The 18,267-nt window shown below is 62.3% G+C and carries 15 protein-coding genes; 5 read left to right on the top strand and 10 right to left on the bottom strand.

The window, feature by feature from the left end; translation table 11 throughout:
* Nucleotide 1: 1 nt before the first annotated feature.
* The 4 genes from ACSQ8R_RS13460 to ACSQ8R_RS13445 form a co-directional block, all read right to left on the bottom strand.
* Entirely contained in the window at nt 2-1,312 is a 1,311-nt protein-coding gene (locus ACSQ8R_RS13460; RefSeq protein ID WP_436253833.1) for a cytosine deaminase, read from the bottom strand.
* Entirely contained in the window at nt 1,312-2,151 is an 840-nt protein-coding gene (locus tag ACSQ8R_RS13455; protein ID WP_436253832.1) for an ABC transporter permease, read from the bottom strand. Before ACSQ8R_RS13455 ends, ACSQ8R_RS13460 begins: the two co-directional genes overlap by 1 nt.
* Complete coding sequence (locus ACSQ8R_RS13450) at nt 2,151-2,975, bottom strand: ABC transporter ATP-binding protein (protein ID WP_436253831.1); 825 nt, start codon at nt 2,973-2,975, stop codon at nt 2,151-2,153. The genes ACSQ8R_RS13455 and ACSQ8R_RS13450 overlap by 1 nt, the downstream gene beginning before the upstream one ends.
* A 192-nt stretch (nt 2,976-3,167) precedes the next feature.
* On the bottom strand, nt 3,168-4,184 hold the full coding sequence (locus ACSQ8R_RS13445) for an ABC transporter substrate-binding protein (RefSeq protein ID WP_436253830.1): 1,017 nt from the start codon (nt 4,182-4,184) through the stop codon (nt 3,168-3,170).
* A 189-nt stretch (nt 4,185-4,373) separates the two neighbouring features.
* On the opposite strand from ACSQ8R_RS13445, the gene ACSQ8R_RS13440 reads away from it, so the two are divergent.
* A complete protein-coding gene (locus ACSQ8R_RS13440) occupies nt 4,374-5,345 on the top strand; it encodes a LysR family transcriptional regulator (RefSeq protein ID WP_436253829.1) in 972 nt (323 codons plus the stop codon).
* On the opposite strand, the gene ACSQ8R_RS13435 is transcribed toward ACSQ8R_RS13440, so the two are convergent.
* Nucleotides 5,342-6,130 carry a creatininase family protein gene (locus ACSQ8R_RS13435; RefSeq protein ID WP_436253828.1) on the bottom strand — a complete coding sequence of 263 codons (789 nt, stop codon included), beginning with the start codon at nt 6,128-6,130 and terminating at the stop codon, nt 5,342-5,344. The genes ACSQ8R_RS13440 and ACSQ8R_RS13435 overlap by 4 nt on opposite strands.
* Nucleotides 6,131-6,378: 248 nt before the next feature.
* Here ACSQ8R_RS13435 and ACSQ8R_RS13430 point away from each other — a divergent pair, with 248 nt between their 5' ends.
* Complete coding sequence (locus ACSQ8R_RS13430; protein ID WP_436253827.1) at nt 6,379-6,507, top strand: hypothetical protein; 129 nt, start codon at nt 6,379-6,381, stop codon at nt 6,505-6,507.
* 448 nt (nt 6,508-6,955) lie between these two features.
* Nucleotides 6,956-9,130 (top strand): methyl-accepting chemotaxis protein, encoded by a 2,175-nt coding sequence (locus tag ACSQ8R_RS13425; RefSeq protein ID WP_436253826.1) that lies wholly within the window; start codon nt 6,956-6,958, stop codon nt 9,128-9,130.
* Nucleotides 9,131-9,248: 118 nt separating this feature from the next.
* Here the strand turns inward: ACSQ8R_RS13425 and ACSQ8R_RS13420 are convergent, their stop codons facing one another.
* Nucleotides 9,249-10,136, bottom strand: coding sequence for a DMT family transporter (locus ACSQ8R_RS13420; RefSeq protein ID WP_436253825.1), 888 nt, complete (start codon nt 10,134-10,136; stop codon nt 9,249-9,251).
* A 288-nt stretch (nt 10,137-10,424) separates the two neighbouring features.
* Here ACSQ8R_RS13420 and ACSQ8R_RS13415 point away from each other — a divergent pair, with 288 nt between their 5' ends.
* Complete coding sequence (locus ACSQ8R_RS13415) at nt 10,425-11,723, top strand: adenylosuccinate synthase (RefSeq protein ID WP_436253824.1); 1,299 nt, start codon at nt 10,425-10,427, stop codon at nt 11,721-11,723.
* 59 nt (nt 11,724-11,782) lie between these two features.
* A complete protein-coding gene (locus ACSQ8R_RS13410; RefSeq protein WP_436253823.1) occupies nt 11,783-14,434 on the top strand; it encodes a hypothetical protein in 2,652 nt (883 codons plus the stop codon).
* Between the two features lie 49 nt (nt 14,435-14,483).
* Here the strand turns inward: ACSQ8R_RS13410 and ACSQ8R_RS13405 are convergent, their stop codons facing one another.
* The 4 genes from ACSQ8R_RS13405 to ACSQ8R_RS13390 form a co-directional block, all read right to left on the bottom strand.
* Entirely contained in the window at nt 14,484-15,560 is a 1,077-nt protein-coding gene (locus ACSQ8R_RS13405) for a D-alanine--D-alanine ligase family protein (protein ID WP_436253822.1), read from the bottom strand.
* A 223-nt stretch (nt 15,561-15,783) separates the two neighbouring features.
* Nucleotides 15,784-16,686: an RNA polymerase sigma factor RpoH gene (gene rpoH, locus ACSQ8R_RS13400; protein WP_436253821.1), complete on the bottom strand. Its 903-nt coding sequence runs from the start codon at nt 16,684-16,686 to the stop codon at nt 15,784-15,786.
* A gap of 194 nt (nt 16,687-16,880) precedes the next feature.
* Nucleotides 16,881-17,663, bottom strand: a complete 783-nt coding sequence (locus ACSQ8R_RS13395; RefSeq protein WP_436253820.1) for a class I SAM-dependent methyltransferase — start codon at nt 17,661-17,663, stop codon at nt 16,881-16,883.
* 230 nt (nt 17,664-17,893) lie between these two features.
* Nucleotides 17,894-18,202, bottom strand: a complete 309-nt coding sequence (locus ACSQ8R_RS13390) for a DUF1127 domain-containing protein (protein WP_436253818.1) — start codon at nt 18,200-18,202, stop codon at nt 17,894-17,896.
* Nucleotides 18,203-18,267: the final 65 nt, after the last annotated feature.

Raw genomic sequence — 18,267 nt, 5'->3', positions numbered from 1 at the left:
TTCACTTGTCCAAAATCGGGTCCAGGTCACGGTAATCCGGCAGGCGACGGTCGATGCCCATGCCATTCCGCATCACGATGCGGTCGGCCTGCGGACGGGAAAGGAATTCGCTCCAGCGCCGGGCGCTGAACAGTACGAGGTCGGCTGGCCCACCTTCGGCGATGACGCCGATATCCGGCCGGCCGAGGATTTCGGCGGGCGTCGAGGTGACGACGCGGGCGGAGGTATCAAGTGGGTGGTCGAGATGCAGGATGCGGACCGCCTCGCGAAACACTTCGACCGGGTCCATGTCGCCATAGGCGTAGAACGGATCGCGGGTATTGTCGGAGGAGACCGCGGTCTTCACGCCCGCGGCGGCCAGCTCGTGGAACAGCGTGACGCCGCGCCAGCGGGGCGTGCGACCGGCATGGCGGTCCTGCAGGTACATGTTGCACATCGGCAGCGACACGACCGAGATTTCAGCTCTGGCGACCTTGTCGATCACGCGCTTTGCGGTCTCGTCGTCCTGCCGCGCCAGCGAGCAGCAATGGCCGACCGTGACCGAACCTTCGAAACGGTTGCGGATTGTCGCCTCGGCGATCTGTTCCAGCGTGAGAACCTGTTTGTCTTCCGTCTCGTCCACATGCAGGTCGATGTCGAGGCCGTTATCGGCCGCGGCCTTGAAGAGCGTATCGAGGATCCGCTCGAAATCCGGCAGGATGCGGGTGGCGCCGCCGAGCAGCCCGCCATAACGCTTCGTCGTCGCGACGATGCCGCCGAAGATGCTTTCGTCGAGCACGCATTCGAGTGGCAGCAGGGCGACCGCCTGGAGCGCGATCCGGTCCTTCCATTCGGCGCGGAGCTCGTCGAACAGCGGGAAGGAGATATCCGGCTGCGGCGGGATCGAGTCGAGATGGGTGCGAATGAGTTTCGTGCCGTAGGCATAGGCGCTTTTCAGTGAAAATTCGAAGCGGGCGCGGATATCTTCAGCCGACCAGTTGGCGATCCGGTCCTCGCGCACGTTCATCAACGCGCCTTCGAACGTGCCGTCCGGGTTGGGGCGGCGGTCCCAGAAATGTCCCTTGTCGAGATGGGTATGCATGTCGGCAAAGCAGGGCCAGACCATGCCGCCTCGCATGTCGGCGGTGACCAGATCGGCGGGTGCCGAGCCTGCCGGCAGGATCGCTTCGATCTTCCCGTCCGCGATGACCAGATCGGCGGAGACGAGACCGTCTTTGGCGACGGAGGGTAGGTCTTTGACGAGAACCGCCGGCAGCGTGGCATTGGCGAGCGCGAAACGGCGAGCGTCGGGAAGCGTCATGAAGGCAGTCATCAGTTTTCTCTTTTCAGGCTGCTTTCATGCCAGCGATGCAGGAAGAACCAGGAAATGAACGAGGTGATCGCAAAGATCACCACGCCGAGCAGCGACAACAGGACCAGGGCCGCAAACAGGCGCGGAATGTTGAGGCGATATTGGGATTCGAGCAGGCGGAAGGCAAGGCCGGAACCGGCGCCCGCCGAGCCTGCCGCGAATTCCGCGACCACGGCCGCAATCAGCGCAAGGCCGCCGCCGATCCTCAGCCCCGTCATGAAATAGGGCAGCGAGGAGGGGAGCTTCAGGTAAAGCAGCGTCTGCCAGCGCGAGGCGCCGTAGAGGTCGTAGAGGTTGAGCAGGTTGTGATCGACGCTCTTCAGGCCCTGCACCATGTTCGACAGGATCGGGAAAAAGGCGACGAGGAAGGCGCAGATCAGCAGCGCCACCTGCGTCGTCGGGGCGTAGATGAGGATCAGCGGTGCGATCGCCACGATCGGGGTGACCTGCAGGATGACGGTGATCGGGTAGAAGGCGGTCTCGATCCATTTCGACTGGACGAGGAAGATGGCGATGCCGACGCCGCCGATCAGCGCCAGGGCCAGCGCCTGCATGGTGATCTGGGTCGTCACCCACAGGGCGGGGGAGAGCGTGCCCCAGTCGTTATAGAGCGAGTTGGCGACGGCGAGCGGTCCCGGCAGGATGTATTGCGGGATGCTGTTGACGGTGATGATGAACTGCCAGAGGAGGACGAGGCAGATCACAACGCAGATCGGGATCAGGGTACGCAGTAACGTTTCGCGGTTGCGGGCGAAAAAGCCGGATTTCGGCGGGACGACGGCGGGTGCGTTGTCGGTCATCAGTGTTCCTCCCCGCCGATCGCTTCGAGAAGCATGTTCGAGACCTTTTCGCAGGCCTGGCGGTAGTCTTCGGACGTGCGGTAGTGAGCGTCGCGGCTCATGCTCGTTTTCAGCGGGAAATCCGCATGCACCCGGCCGGGACGGGCCTTCATCACAACGATGCGGTTCGAGAGATAGGCGGATTCGAAGACGGAATGGGTGACGAAGATCACCGTGATGCCCGTCTCGCGCCACAGCCTGAGCACGTCGTCGTTGAGTTTCTGGCGGGTGATTTCATCGAGCGCCGCGAACGGCTCGTCCATCAAAAGCAGTTTCGGCTTGGTGACCAGCGCGCGGGCGATCGAGACGCGCATCTTCATGCCGCCGGAGAGTTCGCGCGGATAGGCATCGGCGAAATCCTGCAGACCGACCGTTGCCAGCGTCGTCATGATTTCGTCGCGGGCGGCGGATTTGGAAACGCCGCGCAGTTTCAGCGGCAGGTAGACGTTGCCGAACACCGTCTGCCACGGCATCAGCGTCGGCTCCTGGAAAACGAAGGAAATGTCGCCTTCCGGCAGGCCCTTCGAATTGATGCGGGAGCTTGGCCAGTCGATCGTGCCGGTCGAGACGTCGCCGAGGCCGGCGATGATGCGCAGCGCGGTCGACTTGCCGCAACCGGAAGGGCCGAGCAGGCTGACGAACTCACCGCCCTCGACCGTCAGCGACATGTCGGAGAGCGCCAGCGTGCCGCTCGAGAACATTTTCGAGACGGAGCGCATGACGACCAGCGGTCGTCTGCGGGCGTCGCCGGGCGCAGGCATCAGCGGGGCTTGGGATGTGGTCATTACGGGCCCTGAAATGGAAGTGCCGAGGATCGCCCCTCATCCGGCTGCCGCCACCTTCTCCCCGCTTGCGGGGAGAAGGTATATGCCGCGCCGGCTTCCTTCATGCCGCAGCGGTTGCTTGCGGCACTTCCCCTCTCCCCGCGAGCGGGGAGAGGGTTAGGGTGAGGGGCAAAGGGAGAAGCTCAGATCACATTACTTCTTCAGCGCCATGCCGACGCCCTTGCAGACGAACTTGGTCGAATAGGCCTTCTTGTAGTCGAGGTCGGCCGGCTGAACACCGATCGAGACCATGGACTCGAAGAACTTCTTGTAGCGCTCGTCGGTGATGCAGCCGATGCCCTTGGTCTCGGCGTCGCCCGAAACCACGATGCCGTATTCCTTCATCTTGGCGATGGAATAGGCGATCTGGCCATCCGTCATTTCCGGATTGTCCTTCTTGATCAGATCGTTGGCGGCTTTGTTGTCACCATAGAGGTAAGTGTACCAGCCTTCGAGCGAAGCATCGACGAAACGCTGTACGACATCCGGCTTTTTGTCGATCATCGGCTGCGTGGTGGTGATCATCGTCGAATAGGGGCCGTAGCCGGCATCGGCGATCAGGAACACTTTCGGGGTCCAGCCGGCCTGCTTGCCGATCTCATAGGGTTCGGAGGTCAGGTAGCCCTGCTGGGCCGAGGCCTTGTCGGCGATGAAAGGAGCCGGGTTGAACGTGTAGGGCTTGAACTGTTCGTCCTTGAAGCCTTTGAAGTTCTTCTTCATCCACTCGAAATAGGTGGTGTAGCCTTCCTTGGCCATGAAGATGGTCTTCATCTTGGCGAGGTCCGCGAAGGTCTCGACACCCGCGTCGGGATGAGCGAGCAGGACCTGCGGGTCCTTCTGGAAGATCGATGCGACGCTGACCAGCGGAATGCCCTGCTTGACGGCATCCATGTCGCCGAGCGGACCGCCCATGTAGAAATCCACCTTGCCGGCGATCAGCAGCGCGCGGTTGGCGGCATTCGGCCCGCCCTGGACGATCTTCACCTTCAGGCCATGCTTTTCGTAGGTGCCGTCGGCGACAGCCTGATAGAAGCCGCCATGCTCGGCCTGGGCAAGCCAGTTGGTGCCGTAGGAGACTTCATCGAGGGCTGCTGCAGGCTGGGCGGCAAGTGCCATAGCCGAAAGGCCAACGGCAGCCAGAAAATTCTTCATCATCAATGATTTGGACATGTCGCTTTGTTCCCCTGTTAAACCGTGCGGCATCGTGAGAGCAGCTTGTGATGGACATTTGTACGGTTGCGTTGCTCTTTGAAAAGCATCAAATTTCGTCCGCATTGATGCCTTTAGGGCAGCGGTCGAATTTTAATCTGCTAAATTGTGGTGCATGATCAAAAAAGATGCAACGAGGGTTGGGGTAAAATGCTGCATTCGCGAAAGCTTCAATATATCGACGAGATCGCCCGCTGCGGATCGATCCGCAAGGCGGCTGCGCGGCTGAATGTTGCGTCGTCGGCGATCAACCGGCAGATTCTGGCCCTCGAGGAGGAGTTCGGGGCGCCACTCTTCGAGCGGATGCCGCGCGGGCTGAAGCTGACGGCAGCCGGCGAGCTCTGTATCGAGCATATCCGAGACGTGCTGAAGACCTACGAACGGATGGAGGCACGCATCCGCGGCCTCAAGATGCCTCAGGCCGGCAAGGTGACGCTGGTTTCGACCGTCGGGCTTGCGGCGGGACCGCTGCCGGACATCATCGCCCGTTTCGTGGCACAGCATCCGCGCGTGCGGGTGCATCTGCGCAATGACGGGCCGTCGAACACGATGCAGCCGGTCATCACCGGCGAGGTCGATTTCGGGCTCGGCTTCAACATCCCGGCGACGCCCGGCATCCGCACGCTCGCTAATTTCGACATACCGATCGGGGTGGTGATGCCGCCCGGGCATCGGCTGGCGGCGGAAGAGGGGCCGGTCGATCTTGCGGATGTCGTGCAGGAGCCGCTGGTGCTCGCCCAGTCAGGCACCAGCCTGCGCAACGTCATCAACCTTGCGCTCTCGCCGCTGTCGGTCGCGGTAGAGCCGCTGGTGGAAAGCAATGCCTCGGAAATGCTGAAGAAGCTGGTCAAGGCCGGCACGGGGCTGACGCTGCTCAATCCGCTCGACGTGCTGCCGGAATGCCGACGGGGCGAGCTGATCTTCCGGCCGATCGTCAATCCACATGCGCGCCACCAGCCGATGAAGCTTTTCGCCCGGGCGCGAACGACGCTCGATACGGCGACCAGCCTGTTCGTGGAGTTCCTTTTGGCCGAACTTGCGGCGATGGTCGCAGAACTGCAGGCCAAAGGGCATCTGCCGCCCCAGCCGCATGGCCGGGACGCGCAGCGCGACGAGGGTTAGCGGGAATAGAGTTCCTCAAGCGGGAAGGCTTCGAATTCCCGCAACATCTCGATGAAGCCGGCGACCTGATGGCGGCAGATGGTTGCGCCCTTTTCGGCGGTGCCCTTCGAGGCATCGCCGACGACGCCGTCGGGGTTCAGGTCGTGCGCCAGCCAGGACAGCACATGAGGCGGAGCGGGCTGCATGTATTTCGAGCGGCTTTCCGCCTTGGAGACGAAGTTCCGGGCCTTGTCCATCCGCACCAGTTCAGGGCGGAAATGCAGCATCAGCGAGGTTTCGACTTCGCCGCCATGGATCCCGTATTTCTGCTCGTGCTCGCTGATCAGGCCGGGCGGATGGCCGAAGCGGCCCCACTGGGTGCCGATCACCGCCATCTTGTAACGGACGCGCAGCTCGCGACCGACAATGCTCATGATATCGACATTGCCGCCATGCGAGTTGACGAAGACGAGCTTGCGGATGCCGGCTTCAGCCACCTTGGCACCGATCGCGGTCCAGGCAGGGATGAGGATTTCCGGGCCGAAGGACAGCGAGCCGGGGCCATAGACATGCTCGTTCGCCTTGCCGATCTCCTGTGTGGGGAGCACGAGAAAATCGAGGTCGTCCGGGCGTTGCACCTTCAACTCGGCCAGCATGCCGTTGGCGATCGCCACGTCGGTCGCGATCGGCAGGTGCGGACCGTGCTGTTCGGTCGAGGCGATCGGCAGGATGGCGATGGTCTTGTCAGGGGAAAGGCCGGCGAAATCGAGTGTGTTGAGTTCGTTCCAGTAAAATGGCTTGCCCATGCTGTCCTGCCTTTCTGCGTCCGGTTTTCGAGGGTTAGGAGATCGGGCACGTCTCGAAAAGCATCAATTTCCGCCTGCGCCGCTGCCTTTTTGAGTGCGCACCGGATGCCCCTGCGTGTCAATTCGGGAAAAAAGCTGATTTCGCTAAAATTGCATCCATCGGTTTAAGCGCCCCGAAATGCCGTTCGGATAGGGTGGGCCATCCAAGAAACGGCATCCAAGCCGTCCGAAGAACAGGGTGCAGAGCCATGATCAAGAAGCTCATCATTTCCGCCATCGTCCTGACGGCACTTATCGTCGGCAAGGAATCCCGCGCAGCCGGCGTCGGCGGTTTTGCCCGCGTGCTGTCCGAAAACGCGGCCATGACGACGCGATGATCGACATGCCCCGCGATCAGGTGCGCCGCCGGACCGGCGGGCGTGGTATGATCATTCCGACCAGTCATCTTATCTGATCCCGGAGCGGCTCTCCTCGCTCCCGTCCGTTGCAGCACGACGGACCGGCCCGTCGCCCTCATACGGGGGAGGCGGGCTTTCGCCGTTCGGGGGATGTGATGCTCAAGTTGCGGAAACGATTCCAGAGGCTTGCGGAACGCGTTGTATTTAATCGAATATTTAATGTTTTATACGAGGTTGTATTATCTCTCCCGTCCAAATCGAGAGAGGCTGCCGGGTGGTCAAGCGATTGTTCGAATTGCTGATTGCCCGCAAACCGAGCGGCGAGTGTTTTAACTAAGGAGTGATGCAGGTGCGGATTTCAATCAAGCATACTTTGATACTGGCTTTTGTCGTTTTGAGCCTGGGCATACTGGGTCTGATGGGCAGAATGCTGTCTCAGGAGATCGACCGCTACCAGAATTCCACACGGCTCTCGGAACTGGCGCAACTCGACGAAGCGCTGTTCAATGCGCTGATCGGGCTGCGCGGCGAACGCGGCGGCATATCCTCGGCCATCAAGCTGGAGCCTGCCGAGGTGGGGTCCAGCCGCAAGAACATGGATACCGGCCGGCAGTCGATGGATAAAGCCTTCTCGGAGGTGAAGACCCTGACGGCCGAAGTCGAACCGGCAAGCCTGCGCAATGCAATCTCTCCGGTTCTCACCGCCTACACGCAGTGGGCCGGTTATCGTGCAAGTGTCGACACCGCGCTCACGCAGGCGGTCAAGGACCGCGATCCGGCGCTCGGCAAAGCCGTGCTCGGACTTGCCGATACGATGCTGGCCGATCTCGAAAAGGCCGCAAATCAGGCCGAGGCCACCATCAATGCGCGCGGACCCGGGATGATTATGTTCACCCAGATACGCTCGCTTGCCTGGACGGCGCGCACGCAGCTCGGCACCGCCAATTCCACCTTCGTCAATGCCCTGATCGCCAAACAGCCGCTTGCCGCGGACAAGCTGACGGAAATTGCCGTTCAGGATGCGCGCGTGGCAACCGCATGGGATGTGATTACCCAGCTCTCCAACGCGGAGACGACCCCGGAGAAGATCAAGGCGCTCCACCGGACAGCGCAAACGACCTATTTCGCCGGGCCGTATGCCGAGCAGCGCAATGCTGCCCTCAAGGCATTCCAAGCCGGCAAGCCATTCGACATGGCGGTCGACGACTGGCGCAAGCCCGCCGCGCCGGCACAGTCCTCGGTCGCCGATATGGCCTCCGCCTCGCTCAACGAGATGACGAGGCTGACGGCGGAAGAGGCTGCTTCCGCAAAACAATCCATCATCATCTACAGTGTTGCGACCGTTCTTGCTTTTGTGCTTTCGCTTCTCGGCATCTACACGGTCATCGTGCGGATCGCCAATCCGATTGACCGGTTGACGGGTGTGATGCGCACGCTCGCCGGCGGTGAGCTTTCGGTCGAGATCCCGGGTGCTGCCCGCACTGACGAGATCGGCGACATGGCACGCGCGGTGGAAATCTTCCGCGAGGCTGCGCAGCAGAACCGCCAACTCGAGGCGGATGCCGAACACTCCCGCAAGGCCGCCGAGGCGGAGCGCGCCGAATTCCAGCGCCGGGCAGAGTCCGAAGCCGAAGAGCGGCTGACCCAGGCCACATCGCAACTCGCCCATGGTCTGCAGCGCCTTGCGGCCGGCGATCTGCTGTGTGAGATCGATAAGGAGTTCTCCGAGCAGTTCGAATCCCTGCGCCATGACTTCAACAGCTCGGTCCGTCAGCTGCGGACGGCGCTCGAAGGCGTGAACCGGACCGCCCAAAGCGTTCGCAGCGGCAGCGACGAAATCTCGTCCGCTTCCGACCAGCTTTCGAAGCGGACGGAACAGCAGGCTGCGTCGCTGGAAGAGACGGCGGCAGCGTTGGAAGAGGTCACGACCAATGTGAAGCAGACCTCCGAAAGGGCGAGCGAAGCACGCGAGATCGTTCGCGATGCGAGCTCCCGCGCGCAGAACTCCAGCACCGTCGTTTCCAATGCGGTCAACGCGATGCAGAAGATCGAGATGGCGTCGAACCAGATCAGCCAGATCATCGGCGTCATCGACGAGATCGCGTTCCAGACCAACCTGCTTGCCCTCAACGCAGGCGTGGAAGCCGCCCGCGCAGGCGAGGCCGGCAAGGGATTTGCAGTCGTTGCCCAGGAAGTCCGCGAACTGGCGCAGCGCTCGGCCAAGGCCGCCAAGGAGATCAAGACGCTGATCGGCAATTCCGAAGCCGCCGTCAATCAGGGCGTGGTTCTCGTCAACGATACCGGCGACGGCCTCAGGGAGATCGCCAACCTCGTGGCCGCGGTCAACCAGCATATGGAGGCGATCGCGATCGCCGCGAACGAGCAGGCGGTAGGTCTCTCGGAAATCAACACGTCCGTGAACCACATGGACCAGATGACCCAGCAGAATGCCGCCATGGTCGAGGAAATGAATGCGGCCGGCGCTTCCCTGGCGCAGGAAAGCGGACGCCTTTCGGAACTGCTGGCGCGTTTCGACTTGAGCCGAAACAACGTCCGCGATCAGCGCTCGTTCGCCTCCGGGCGACTGGCGATGGCCAGCTGAGGACGCATCGTACCGGCCGTCCCGCCTCCATGGCAAACAGCGGGATTTCAACGGTCCAGGATTTCAGAACCGCCGGCTCGTTCGCATGGGCCGGCGGTTTCCGTTTCAGGGGGGCCTGTCAGTGTACGCGGGGTTTTCCCCATTCGGCGATGGCGATGCCGCCAAGCGCCAGTGCCAGTGCCGCGACATGGAAGAGCTGCAGGCTTTCACCGATGATGGCGACCGAGAGCAGTGTTCCGAACACCGGCACGAGGTTGATGAAAAGCCCGGCCCGGTTGGCGCCGATCTCCTCGACGCCCTTGATGTAAAGCACCTGAGCGATCAGCGAGGCGAAGATCGCCGTATAGAACACCACGATCCAGCCTTCCGTATCAGGCCAGATCAGGCGATCGGCCGAGTATTCCCAGAATGCCAGGGGCAGCGAGAAGACCATCGCGAAGAATGCGGGGACGGCCATCAGCGTCCGCCAGTCTATAGCCGGGCGCCATCTGAGCGCCACCGTGTAGATCGCATAGGCAACGATGGCGATCATCATGATCGCATCGCCGGAATTGACGGTGAGCGTCACCAGGGCGCTCAGGTCGCCGTGCACGGCGGTGAGGACGCCGCCGAGAAGCGTCAGGGTGAAGCCGAGGATCTGGGCCCAGGACACCTTCATCCGGAACAGGACGAAGTTGATGACGAAGATCAGCATCGGGATGACCGCCTGCTCGACCGTCACGTTGATCGCCGTCGTGTAGTTCACGGCAGTATAGAGCGCGGCGTTGAACACGACATAACCGACGACGCCGAGGAAAAGGAGAATCGGCAGGTTTTTCCTGACGACCGGCCAGTCCTTGACGAGCTGCGGCACGGAGATGGCGAAGATGATGGCGACGGCGAGGAACCAGCGCCAGAAGGTCAGCATCATCGGGCTGACATGGCCGACGGCGAGCTTGCCCGCTACCGCATTGCCGCCCCAGGCCAGGGTTGCAATGACGAGCGAGAGATAGGCCTTTTTATGCAAGATGGTCTCCGGCGCCGGAATATGACGCGATTTCAGGGATAACGGGCGGGAAATAGCGTGCGATCCACGCTTTTGTCACGTAAAAACCAAGGCCGAGTGACAAACAGGTCGCTTTCCATCGGCCGAGGCTTTATAGATGCGGCCGTTTGCAATGCCTCTGAACGGTTTCCATCCGTCGAAGGCAGTGCATGCAAAATCAAATTGGCGCATCGACCGTATATCAATATTGATCTACGGAAGGTGTGCGTGTGGTCGCGTGGGGCTTTGCCCGCAATACAGGAAACGCAGATGACGAATGTAGTCGTGGTTGGTTCGCAATGGGGTGACGAAGGCAAGGGCAAGATTGTCGATTGGCTTTCCGAACGCGCCGATATCGTGGTGCGTTTCCAGGGCGGTCACAATGCCGGCCATACGCTCGTCATCGATGGCATTAGCTACAAGCTTTCGCTGCTGCCCTCGGGCATCGTCCGTCCCGGCAAGATCGCGGTGATCGGCAATGGCGTGGTGCTCGACCCGCATGCGCTCCTGGCGGAAATCGAAAAGCTGGGTGCACAGGGCGTCAAGGTCACGCCGGAGAACCTGCGCGTCGCCGATAACGCCACGTTGATTCTGTCGCTGCACCGCGAGCTCGACGGCATGCGCGAAGACGCCGCCTCCAACAGCGGCACCAAGATCGGCACCACCCGCCGCGGCATCGGCCCGGCCTATGAGGACAAGGTCGGCCGCCGTGCCATCCGCGTCATGGACCTCGCCGATCTGGAAACGTTGCCGGGCAAGGTGGATCGTATCCTCACCCATCACAACGCACTGCGCCGCGGTCTCGGAGAAAAGGAAGTCTCGCACGAGGCGATCATGCAGGAACTGACCTCGATCGCCGACCGCGTATTGCCCTTCCGCGAGACCGTCTGGGAACTGCTCGACAAGCAGCGCCGCAAGGGCGCGCGCATCCTGTTCGAAGGCGCGCAAGGGTCCCTGCTCGATATCGACCACGGCACCTATCCGTTCGTCACCTCGTCCAACACTGTCGCGGGCCAGGCCTCGGCGGGCTCCGGCATGGGCCCGGGCGCGCTCGGTTATATCCTCGGCATCACCAAGGCCTATACGACCCGCGTCGGCGAAGGCCCGTTCCCGACCGAGCTAAAGGACGAGATCGGTCAGTTCCTCGGCGAGAAGGGCCATGAATTCGGCACGGTCACGGGCCGCAAGCGCCGCTGCGGCTGGTTCGACGCGGCGCTCGTGCGCCAGTCGGTCGCCACCAACGGCATTACCGGGATCGCGCTTACCAAGCTCGACGTGCTCGACGGCCTCGACGAGTTGAAGATCTGCGTCGGCTACATGCTAGACGGTCAGCAGATCGACCACCTTCCGGCAAGCCAGGGCGCCCAGGCTCGCGTCGAGCCGATCTATGTCACCCTCGAGGGTTGGAAGGAATCGACGGTCGGGGCGCGTTCCTGGGCGGATCTGCCGGCCCAGGCTATCAAGTATGTCCGCCAGGTGGAGGAATTGATTGGCGCGCCGGTTGCCCTACTTTCCACCAGCCCGGAGCGGGACGACACCATACTTGTGACCGACCCGTTTGAAGATTAAAGTCAAGAATTGATTACCATTCGGCCGGCCTTCGGGCCGGCTTACATGAGAAAGTGCTGATGGCTGATTTTGTAGCGGTGATCCGCCGCGCCGTTGACGGTCTGGCGAACAATACGCCGGAGATGCGCGCGAAGGTTTATGAAAAGGCTCGTGGCGCCGTGCAGCGGCAACTCGAGAACATGAAGCCGCGTCCGCCCGAAGACATGCTGCGGCGGCAGCTCGACAAGCTGGAAGCCGCCATTGTCGATGTCGAGAGCGAGCATGCCGAAGCACTGGAACCCATAGCCGACGGCGCAGACGCCCAGCCGATCGAGGAGGCTCCCCCGGCCGAGCGCGATGTCGCAGAGCAGCCGGCGGAGCAGGTCTCCGCAGACCAGGACGACCAGCAGTCCGCTGCCGAACCGGCTCAGACGCCGGAAGCCCATGAGCCGGCAGAGACGCCGGTGGTATCCGAATCAGCGCCCCTCGTTCGCACAGAACGGCCGGTCTTTTACGAAGACGGTTATGAAGAGCCGGTGCCGGCCGAGCCGGAGCCGGTCGCGCAAGAGCCGGCCGAAGTGGAGCCTGCCGAAGTGGAGCCTGCGGTCTCCGAGCCGGCCGTCCTCCATGAGGAGGAAGAGGTAACGGCGGCCCCCGATCAGCAGGAGCCCGCCGCCCAGCAATATGGTGACTGGCGCGACGACGTGCCGTCGGAAGAGACGCCATTCGAACCGGCACCCTCCGATCATTCCGAACAGGCGCCCGAGCCTCCGCACGCTTTCGACGAGAGTACGATCGAATTCCCGACAGCGGCACCCCTGCCGGCCTCGGAACCGGTCGTGCCGGAGCCGGTCGATGCCGAATCGGTCGAGCCCGTCGAGAGCGAAACGGCCGAGGATGATTTCCCATATCCGACGCGCGGAGAGCAGACCGTCCAGCAGGTCGCTCCCGAATTCGCGCAGGAGTGGCGCGACGAACCGCATCCTTTCGAAGGACAGCATCCCGTCGAGGAGCCGTTCGAGGCCGAACATCCGGTCGAGGCTTATCAGCCGCCGGAGCCCCCCTCTGCGATCGAGCCGTCCAAGCCGGCAGATGAAGAGGATTGGGGCTGGGAGGTGCCGGCGCGGGCCGAGCCTGCGACGCGGAGCCAGGAGGCGGTCGCGGCCGCAGCGTGGAACGATGTGCCGGAACTGGTGACGGCCGGTCCTGTCGTACCGATCGATCATGGGTACGGCGGCACGGCCACTCCGGTCGATGCCCATTTCGATGCGGAGACTCATGTGGCGGTCGATACGGTCCGCATGCCTTCTGCCGCCGATCTCCCGGAACTCGCGCAGCCCGGCGCAGCGGTCGCTGCAGGAGCGGCAGCGGCTGCCGCCGCCGATCCCTTCGCCGAATATCTCGATCAGCCACAGTCCAAAAGCGCCGGTCCCGCGCCGGCGAAACCGGCTGACAGTGATCCGTGGGGTGATCTCGAGGAGCTGATAGGCTTCAACAAGGATGCTCCGTCCTCTTCGGGCGGCGGCGCGCGCAGCACGCTCCATACCGATGCGGATGCGGACGACCTGATGCATGCGCCGGCCAGGCCTTATCGGGTCACGCCGGTGCGCAAGCGCAACTATGCCGGCATCGTGCTGGCGATCGTCGGCCTGGCGCTCGTCGGCGGCGGCGGTTATGCGATCTGGATGAACCGTGACTCGCTGAACGACATGGTCGACGGCCTGATCCAGTCGAGCCTGCCCGGCGGCCAGACGGCGCAGCAGGCACCGGCGCCCGCCGCGCCGCAGCCCAATCGCGCGCCTTCGACGCCTTCCGCTCCGGGGACGCCGCCGCAGAACGGTGCCGGCAACACGCCCGCACCGGCGGCGCCGCGAACGGCGGACGGATCGACGGCCGGGACCAAATTCACACAGCGGCTGATGGCCGACGGCAGCGAGGTCGACGAGGGGCCGGGCCTCACCGCCGGCCTGGCGCAGAATGCAGAGGGTCAGTCGGTATCGCAGCTCAACGCTCCGCCCGCCAATCCTGCGGCGCAGCCGGCGCCCACTCCGAGCGCGCCGGCTGCTGCTCCGCCCGCTCCGAACGGCAGTGCCAATGCGGCACCGGCTCAAACGCCGCCGGCCACGCCGGCTCCGAATGCCGCCACCCCGCCGTCGGCCGCTCCGGCGGTCGCGGGCGAAAAGATGTTCCTTTACGAGGAGCGGATCGGCCAGACCGCGCCGACGGCCATCGACGGCTCGGTCTCCTGGTCGCTGCAGCGCGAGGCCGGCGCCAATGGCCGGCAGGAGCCGGTCGTCCAGGGCCGCATCAACGTGCCGGGCAGGGGCCTGACCGCGCTGATGACCTTCAAGCGCAATACCGACCCATCGCTGCCGGCAAGCCACCTGGTCGAGATCGTCTTCGCCGTGCCGCCCGATTTCGAAGGCGGCGCGATCGAAAGCGTGCAGCGCATCGCCATGAAGTCGAGCGAGCAGGATCGCGGCAACGCGCTGATCGCGGTGCCCGCCAAGATCACCGACGATTTCCACATGATCGCGCTCAACGATTTCCCGGATGCCCGCACGACCAACCTGGAACTGCTGCGGACCCGCAACTGGATCGACATCCCGATCGCCTATCGCAACGGCCGCCGCGCGCTCCTGACCCTTCAGAAAGGCCCGGACGGCGAACGCGCCTTCAACGAGGCGATCCGCGAATGGGGCACGCTCGGGGCGACCGCCAGCGGGCAGTAAGATCGGGCCGTGTCGCGAACCCGGGGTTCGCGACACTCCTGCCTGAGGCCTATAGGGACCTGTCTGCGCGCGCCAGTCCGTGTTCGACCAGGCGGTCGATGATCTCGGAATAGCTGACGCCGCTCACTCCCATAAGCTTGGAGTACATGCTGATGCTGGTGAAACCGGGGATCGTGTTGAGTTCGTTGACGAGGATCTGCATATCCGGCGTGACGAAGAAGTCGGCGCGCGCCATGCCGTCGCAGCCGAGCGCGCGAAACGCCGTCCTGGCAATGGCGCGGATTTCATCCTCGACCTGCTTGGGTAACTCTGCCGGTACTTTCAGCACAGCCCCGTCGCCGTCGATGTACTTGGCGTCATAAGTGTAGAAGCCATGGCTTTCGGCGGGGATGATTTCCCCGGTTCTGGACACGAAGAGCTCGCCCTCGGGATCCTCCAGCACGGCGCACTCGATCTCGCGGCCACGAATGAACTCCTCGGCCAGCAGCTTGCGATCGTGGCGGAAGCCTTCGGAAAGCGCTGCCTGATAGTCCGCCCTGGTCGAGACCTTGCTGACCCCCACCGAGGATCCCTGGCGGGCCGGCTTGATGAAGATGGGGAGACCGAGCGCCTGCTCGAGTTCCTCGAAGCTTGGCGCCGCCCCGTTATGGATCGTGACCGATCGTGCCGCGGGGACGCCCGCTTCGTTGAACAATCGCTTGGCGATATCCTTGTCGAGGGCGTTCGCCGAGCCGGGGATGCCGCAGCCTGCTAGCGGTACGCATGCCACCTCGGCCAGTCCCTGAACCGCTCCGTCTTCGCCATGAAGGCCATGCAGGACGGGAAAGACGATGTCGATCCTCGGCAGTTCATAGGGAGAAGCATCCTTGGGCGACGCAATTACCCGCCCCTTTCCTCCGGGAATGAAGCAGAGCTCTGTGCCGCTCGCAGGTTTTGCGAGCGCACCGTCCTTGAAAGCGCTGAGCAGCCACCGTCCCGCGTGCGTGACGAAAACCGGGACGGCATCGTATTTTTCCGGATCCAGCGCATTCATGACGTTGGTGGCGGAAAGCACCGATACGTCATGTTCCGCCGAACGCCCACCAAACAAAACGCAAATCCGTAATTTGTTCGAAATATCGGCCATGAATATCCTTCCAATGGGACTGTCGCAGACCGCGGGTATCGGCGGGTTCTGCATCGGATATCTGCGAGGCAAAATCGGGATATTTTGCGACGGTTGAAGCGTCCGGAATGTTTCAGGGAGATATTTGGCACTGCAGGAGGCCCACCAAGCGTGGCCCCTGTCGTGACGCCAAAAAAAGGGGCCGCCGAAGCAGCCCCTTTTTGATGTCGGCGCGGAGCCGGATTTATGCGTCGACGACGCGCAGGGCGTTCGCCTGGGCGAGCGCTTCCTTCTGGACCGCTTCCTGCACCTTTTCGAAGGCGCGGACTTCGATCTGGCGGACGCGTTCGCGGCTGATGTCGAACTCGGCCGAAAGCTCTTCCAGCGTTACCGGATCGTCGGCAAGACGACGGGCCTCGAAGATGCGGCGTTCGCGGTCGTTCAGAACGCTCAGCGCCTTGGCGAGCATGCGGCGGCGCGTATCGAGCTCGTCCTGCTCGATGAGCACGGCTTCCTGGCTTTCGTGGTCGTCCACCAGCCAATCCTGCCACTGGCCGGCTTCGCCTTCGGCGGCACGGATCGGCGCGTTCAGCGAAGCGTCGCCCGAAAGGCGGCGGTTCATGGAAACCACTTCCTCCTCGGAGACGTTCAGCTTTGTGGCGATTTCGGCCACCTGGTCGGGCTTCAGATCACCTTCGTCGATCGCCTGGATCTTGCCCTTCAACCGGCGCAGGTTGAAGAACAGGCGTTTCTGGTTGGCGGTGGTGCCCATCTTCACGAGCGACCAGGAGCGCAGGATATATTCCTGGATCGACGCCTTGATCCACCACATGGCATAGGTTGCCAGGCGGAAACCACGCTCCGGATCGAACTTCTTGACGGCCTGCATCAGGCCGACGTTACCCTCGGACACGACTTCGCCGATCGGCAGGCCGTAACCGCGGTAACCCATGGCGATCTTCGCCACGAGACGCAGATGGCTGGTGACCAGCTTGTGGGCCGCATCCCGGTCGGCATGTTCGGCATACCGTTTCGCCAGCATGTATTCCTGCTGCGGTTCCAGCATGGGAAACTTGCGGATCTCGTCGAGATAGCGGTTGAGGCCGGCTTCGCCGGCAGTAATGGAAGGCAGAGTATTGCGGGCCATAAAGCACCCCTTTCCGATCTATGTATCGGCTCCCTTTTTGATCTAGCTGTGCATGCTGAAGGCGAGCCAAGCGGCGCGGATCATTCTCGACCCCGCACCGACCCAAGTGACAGATAAGTACGGCAGAACAGTGATTCAAGCCATCACAGAAGCGTTATATCATTACAATATCGTAATATACGCCGCCGTTGATTTCAGCGATAGGCGCGTTCCGAAAAGGCCCGCATGCCCGAGCGTACCATCAGTTCATACATCATGCGACGGCTGATCGGATTGTGCAACCGTGCCACTTTCGACCCGAGGAATTCGGTTTCCACATGGTCGAAGGCGAAGAGATCCGGAGCCTCGGCGATCACGTTCAGATAGAATTCGTGGAACTCGTTGCGGCAGACATAGGTCTTGTACTTGGTCATGCAGAAGGTCGAGAACATATGCTTGTGCTCCCGCAGGAAGTCCGCGACCCCGACGGTCACTTCCGGCCAGGCCGGGTTGAACGTGTCGTCGAAGGCGATGACGCCGTGGTCGGCGAGTGTCTCCGTCGCAAGCCGGCTGTCCGACGCGATGTGCTGCAGCGTATGGCCGCCGTCGATGCTGAAGAAACGGGTGCGGCCGACCTTACCGGTAATCTCGTCGGCCTGCATCCGGGTACTGTCGCCCTTGATGACCAACTCCTCGTCCACGGCCAAGCCCAACCGCTGGCCATTTGCTATGAACCGGGCATATTGCGTCGATGCGGCGTCCGACGTCTGGCCGAGATCAAAGAGATCGATCGCCAGGATGCTGTCGCCGGCGCTGATCTTTTTCAGAAGAAAATAGGAGCGTCCGTAAAAGACGCCGATCTCGGCGATGCCGCCTTCCAGCCCGCTATTCTTCTGCGCCTGCAATAGAGACAGGAACACCAGCGCATCGGGAGGATCGATATATCCCTCGATCGTCTGCAGGTCACGAAAGATGAACTTCCGGAGCCCTGTGTCCATATCTTGCGCGCCCCTCAGTATCTGTCCGACTTCTGAAATGCACCGCGAGCGATGCATGGGTTATACCGGAGGTTGATCTTGGCGATGCCGCTCCTTCATTTGCATTGCAGCAATAGGTGGAAATAGAGCAAAACTTTGACGATGCTTTGACTTGCTGGCAGCCGAAATAATTCCGATCATGACTCGGAATTATTTCGGCATGTCTTTGGTTTCCTGTTTTCTACACGATTTCAAAGGCATTTGCGTTCCAGTCGATGGGCGTTGCTGCGGCGGTAACGGCTGACATCGCCATAGGCCTGACTGCGCGAGACGCCGATATCCTTCAACTGCTCATCGTTCAGTCCGAGCAGCGCCAGCCGGTTGCGGCGCTGGCGAAGTTTTGCGGCAATGACCGCGAACACGCGGTGCAAGAGCGAAGGCTGGATGGCTGGTGCATCGTCCGTCGCCAGCCGGTGGTGCTCCGCTAGAGGCGGCAGTTCAAAGACAAGGTGGTAGCGTTCCGATGCGCGGTCAAAGACCGCCCGGTTCTCGTTCTTCATGATTTTTCTCCTGAAAGGATGCCGGCCGATCCGCGGCCGTTGTTGAGTGTTCAGGAGGCGGGCGG

Origin of the sequence: Neorhizobium sp. LjRoot104 (assembly GCF_964253725.1) — a bacterium.
GTDB lineage: Bacteria > Pseudomonadota > Alphaproteobacteria > Rhizobiales > Rhizobiaceae > Neorhizobium.
Note: the sequence above shows the minus strand (reverse complement) of the source record. Positions and strands in the feature narration are given on the sequence as shown.